The organism is Novosphingobium sp. GV079, from assembly GCF_003058045.1.
Classification (GTDB): Bacteria; Pseudomonadota; Alphaproteobacteria; order Sphingomonadales; family Sphingomonadaceae; genus Novosphingobium; species Novosphingobium capsulatum.
Genome location: NZ_QBUE01000042.1, coordinates 1 through 4104, shown reverse-complemented (window position 1 = coordinate 4104; position 4104 = coordinate 1). Strand labels below are relative to the sequence as shown.

At 52.0% G+C, this 4104-nt stretch carries 7 protein-coding genes; 4 read left to right on the top strand and 3 right to left on the bottom strand.

From position 1 onward, the window contains the following. Together C8K14_RS22070 and C8K14_RS22065 are read right to left on the bottom strand one after the other, a co-directional pair. Nucleotides 1-455, bottom strand: a 455-nt coding sequence (locus C8K14_RS22070) for a hypothetical protein (RefSeq protein ID WP_108338596.1), incomplete at its 3' end; no start/stop codon positions are given. Continuing rightward, nucleotides 452-772, bottom strand: a complete 321-nt coding sequence (locus C8K14_RS22065) for a YdaS family helix-turn-helix protein (protein ID WP_107719278.1) — start codon at nt 770-772, stop codon at nt 452-454. The genes C8K14_RS22065 and C8K14_RS22070, both read right to left, overlap by 4 nt. A 47-nt stretch (nt 773-819) precedes the next feature. On the opposite strand from C8K14_RS22065, the gene C8K14_RS22060 reads away from it, so the two are divergent. The 3 genes from C8K14_RS22060 (at nt 820) to C8K14_RS22535 (ending at nt 3213) form a co-directional block, all read left to right on the top strand. Further along, nucleotides 820-1527 (top strand): S24 family peptidase, encoded by a 708-nt coding sequence (locus tag C8K14_RS22060; protein ID WP_107719280.1) that lies wholly within the window; start codon nt 820-822, stop codon nt 1525-1527. Between the two features lie 21 nt (nt 1528-1548). Next, nucleotides 1549-2343 carry an HNH endonuclease gene (locus C8K14_RS22055; protein ID WP_107719282.1) on the top strand — a complete coding sequence of 265 codons (795 nt, stop codon included), beginning with the start codon at nt 1549-1551 and terminating at the stop codon, nt 2341-2343. Between the two features lie 90 nt (nt 2344-2433). After that, nucleotides 2434-3213 (top strand): hypothetical protein, encoded by a 780-nt coding sequence (locus C8K14_RS22535; protein WP_133726922.1) that lies wholly within the window; start codon nt 2434-2436, stop codon nt 3211-3213. A 180-nt stretch (nt 3214-3393) separates the two neighbouring features. On the opposite strand, the gene C8K14_RS22780 is transcribed toward C8K14_RS22535, so the two are convergent. Continuing rightward, nucleotides 3394-3534: a hypothetical protein gene (locus tag C8K14_RS22780; protein ID WP_158272005.1), complete on the bottom strand. Its 141-nt coding sequence runs from the start codon at nt 3532-3534 to the stop codon at nt 3394-3396. 243 nt (nt 3535-3777) lie between these two features. On the opposite strand from C8K14_RS22780, the gene C8K14_RS22050 reads away from it, so the two are divergent. Then, nucleotides 3778-4050, top strand: coding sequence for a hypothetical protein (locus C8K14_RS22050; RefSeq protein ID WP_108350179.1), 273 nt, complete (start codon nt 3778-3780; stop codon nt 4048-4050). Nucleotides 4051-4104: the final 54 nt, after the last annotated feature.

Here is a 4104-nt window from a genome sequence, read left to right as displayed (position 1 = left end):
GTCCCTCCCGTCTTTTCGGCTCGTTCGATCGTGGCGAGGCCCTCGGTCAGGGTCTCGATCGCTTCCTGCACTTCGCGCTTGGCCTCGCGCCGCGCGGCGGCGCTATCGGGCTGGCCGCTGGCCTTGATCAGGGCGGCCACCGCCTCACCGGTTTCCTTGGCCGCGCCCATGGCAATTTCGGCCAGATCATGGCCGTCTACCTCGTGCGCGGCGATATCGAGGCGCAGGGCGAGCAGGCGATGGAAGGGCGCATAGGTGCCACCGCGCTCGAGAAAGGCGCGATCGAGGCGCTCGGCATCGATCATGCGGATCTCAGTCTCGCAGTCGTGGTCCGACCAGAGGCGGACGGCCCGGCCGGAAACGCCGCAGATGGCGCCGCACTGGTCCCACCCGATTACCGCGGCAACGTCGGTTAGGGTGGCTTCATAGGTGAGGGGTTCGCGCCGCTTGGTCATGCTGCGGCACCCCGCTTCGAAGTGCGCGCCTGATTGAAGAGGACGGCCGCCTGGTAGCGATCTACGCGCTGATCGACGCCGTGCCAGCGCGGTCCCGGCGCCAAATCAACAGGGTAAAGATCAGGGCGCAGATGATGACGAGGGACGCCGGTAACCTCTTCGGCTTTCAGAACGTGCTCAGCCGGGAGCTGCTTCGATTGGTTCAACCACCTCCAGACAGTTGGCTGCGATACGTCGAATGCATCGGCCATTGCCTCCTGAGTGGGGAAGCACTTGGCCACCTGCATGAGGGCCTCAAAGCGCGTAGGTGTTTTCATACGCTTCCGTATATACACAAACGCATACCGATCAACGGGAAAGTTGGATGAACTGTTATTCGGTTCCGTATAATCGTTCGGTCATGTGGGAAATTGTGCCGGAAAACCTGATCGCGGCCATGCAGCGGGCCGGCATGAACCAGTCCCAACTGGCTAGTGCCGTCGGGGTCAAGCAGCCATCAATAGGCCGGCTGATCAGCGGAGAAACGAAGACTACCAGAGCGCTCGATCAGATCGCAGCGGTCCTGGGCACGTCCGCTGCTTATCTCAAAGGTCAGACGGATGACCCCCAGCGAGCGGCATCAGAACCCATGCCTTTGGCGGCAGTAGCTGTGCCGAACGCAGACATGGTGGAAATAGCCGAGTTCAATCTCGCCTATGGCTTGGGTGGCACCTACATCCACGACGCACCGGTTCAACAGGTTCTCCGCCCGTTCTCGCGCGCATGGGTGCGCCAGTTCACGCAATCGCCGATCGAGCAATTGTTCTGGGCCACCAGTAGCGGCACGTCGATGATGCCTGCCATTCTCGACAGCGACATTCTCCTGATCGACACCGGCCAACAAACGCCGCGGATGTGGGACCACGTCTGGGCCATCGAAATGCACGGCCTAGGTATGATCAAGGCACTGCGGCCCGGCAAGGAAGGCGCCATGCGTATCCTATCGCTGAATCCCGACTATCCCGAAGAGGTCGCCTATGACGGCGAAATGAATGTGATAGGCCGTGTTGTGGCCATCGTGCGGAAGATTTAGCCAGAATACGAAAGTTCTTGCATGCGATACATTCCAATAGATGTACCGTTTTCAAAGAAAATAGGCTTTTGCATTTTCTGTGGTGGTCCCGGTACAACACGCGATCACATCGTGCCTGAGGCTTTGGGCGGACGTCATACTATCGCCAATAGTAGCTGCGAGCCTTGCCGTGATCGGTTGAACAGAGAAATCGACCAACCCGTTCTAAAACGATTTTTGCACGCAGCAAGGCTCACTTACGGTGTGCCGCGGAACCGCTCGCGGAAGCCGGACAAATACTTGAAGCTTATGGTAGCTCCGCACGAAGGGGGGGAATTAGAAGTATTGAGTCTACCCTTAAAATTTATGCCAAAAAGATTTATGCTTCCCGTATTTGAGGGTCCATATATACTAGAAAATAAAACCGTAAATATTCAAGATCCTTGCATATTAAAAAACATTTTTGCGCATAATATTTTGTCTGAATCTGTATATAACACGGGAGGGGGTTGTGGGCTTATTCCGATGATTGCGGTTGACGATTTAATCCTTTTTATGAGGATGATGGCGAAATCAGCACTTACGCTTGCGTTTTTGTCTTTGAATAAAGATGAATTTGAACCTATTATTATGGAATTTGTTAACGGTAATCAGCATCTATCATTTCTTACGGGATCAATGGGGATGCATGATCCACAAAAAAACGAAAACAAATATTACGATTTAAAAATAGGTTATATGGGAAAGTATATTCTGGCATCAATTCAAATATTTTCTCACTTAAAAATGCCATATTATGATTTTGTAGTTGGCATTAGGAAGGATTATGGAATTTAAATTATAAATTCATAAATTATAGAATATTTTGGAATTTTAATATCCGGCAATAAATACTGTTTCGCAAATTTTCTAATTTTGGAGCGTTCAATGTCAAAACCGCCACTCCGGTGTGTGTACTGCGGCCGTGCTGGAGTGACTAAAGAGCATATATGGGGGAAATGGTCCCGCTCTTTGAATCCGACGCCGCCGCATGTCAAAAACAATCACTTACTGCTGCGGCCGATGGATGGGTTAGGTGGGCCGCCTGTCGTGCCCAAAAAAGGGATGCTCAATCGTCCTGGGGCGACGAGATCTCAAACCTTAAAAATAGCTTGCAGGTCGTGTAACGGCGGATGGATGAAATATATAGTAGATAAGGCCATACCACTCCTAAAAGGTTTTCATGAAAATAATCTGTTCAAATTAAAAGATATTCAGGATTCTAATTGTGTAAGCTCTTGGGTGGCTTTATTCTGTATGAGCCACGAGTTTGCAGATAAAGAAACTATATGCATCTCCGCTTCAGAAAGAGATCGATTTAGATTAGAAGGAGCGTGCAACGAAAATTGGTTGTGTGGTTACGCGAAGTTGGAAGAATTTTGTCCCGATGATGCCTATTATCATAGAGCATTTAGTGTGCAGACATTGAACGGCACTATGCACATGCAAATTTCATTATTTACCTTTGGCAAAGTTATTTTTTTTGGAATGTGGGCTCCATTTGAAATTGATCAGGAAATTCAACGCTTCTTCAAAGAATCTGGATTTAATATACTATATCCATATTCAATAATTCCGGAAAATCCATTGAGAATTAGGTATAATAAATATTCGTTATCGATAATAATACAAAATATTTCGTCAAAGATAATAGATTTTTCCAAATAAACTGAATATTATTTACCAATAATTGTGAAAAAAATTTAGTGTTGGCACTTGCGATATGCGCTTGGCGCTGTGATCGCCCCGGTGGGCCGGGTCGCTATGGCGGCTGCTGGCGCGAGGGCCGGTCGATGAGGGAAATGCCGGCGCCTGTTCGGTCGGCCGTGCTTTAGCTTGGCCCTGGCATTAGGCGGTCTGCAATTCGAGCCGCTGTTTCAGCCCGCAAGCGCCCAACGCGATTTCAAGGCTTTCCGCCAGCCAGGAGACGCTGTCGATCGCGCTGGTCCAGCCTGACAGGGCGGCCTTGACATTGGGCTGAATCTGCATGCTCGCCGTGGCGAGCTCAACGGTGAAGACGCGCTTGCCGCGTATGCGCTTCTTGGCCTCGGTCGAGTTGGCCTGCTGAGCTTTGGTTTCGCTGGCGTAGACGCGCTTCAGGCGTTTGCGGTTGGCATCGGCGGTTATGGGTGCTGCGCTCGCTAGTGACTGCTCAGTGGGTAAATCCGTTTCGGATAGGCACCGGACGCAACCGAAATGGCATCAGAGCTTTACCTGAGGCACAATACCCATATGCTAACGCTATCCACGCTTGTCGCCCTGGCGGCGCTCACCGCTTGTCCTAATCCGAAAGTGCATGATGGCGACACCATCCGCTGCGGCGTCGAGCGGGTGCGCCTGGTCAACATCGACGCACCTGAACTGGCGGGTAGCGAACGTTGCAGCGCCGCGTCCCGCCGCCGGCTGGCCCGCAGTCGTAATCCCGCCTGGTGCGATAGCGCGGTGGGCGAGCGGTCAAGAGATGTGTCAACGGCGGAGCAAAAACCGGCCACTGTGGCGGAGTAAAAGTAGGCCACTGACGTTGCGGCAGATTCAAAGCACAGGGGCCCCGATCGGGGC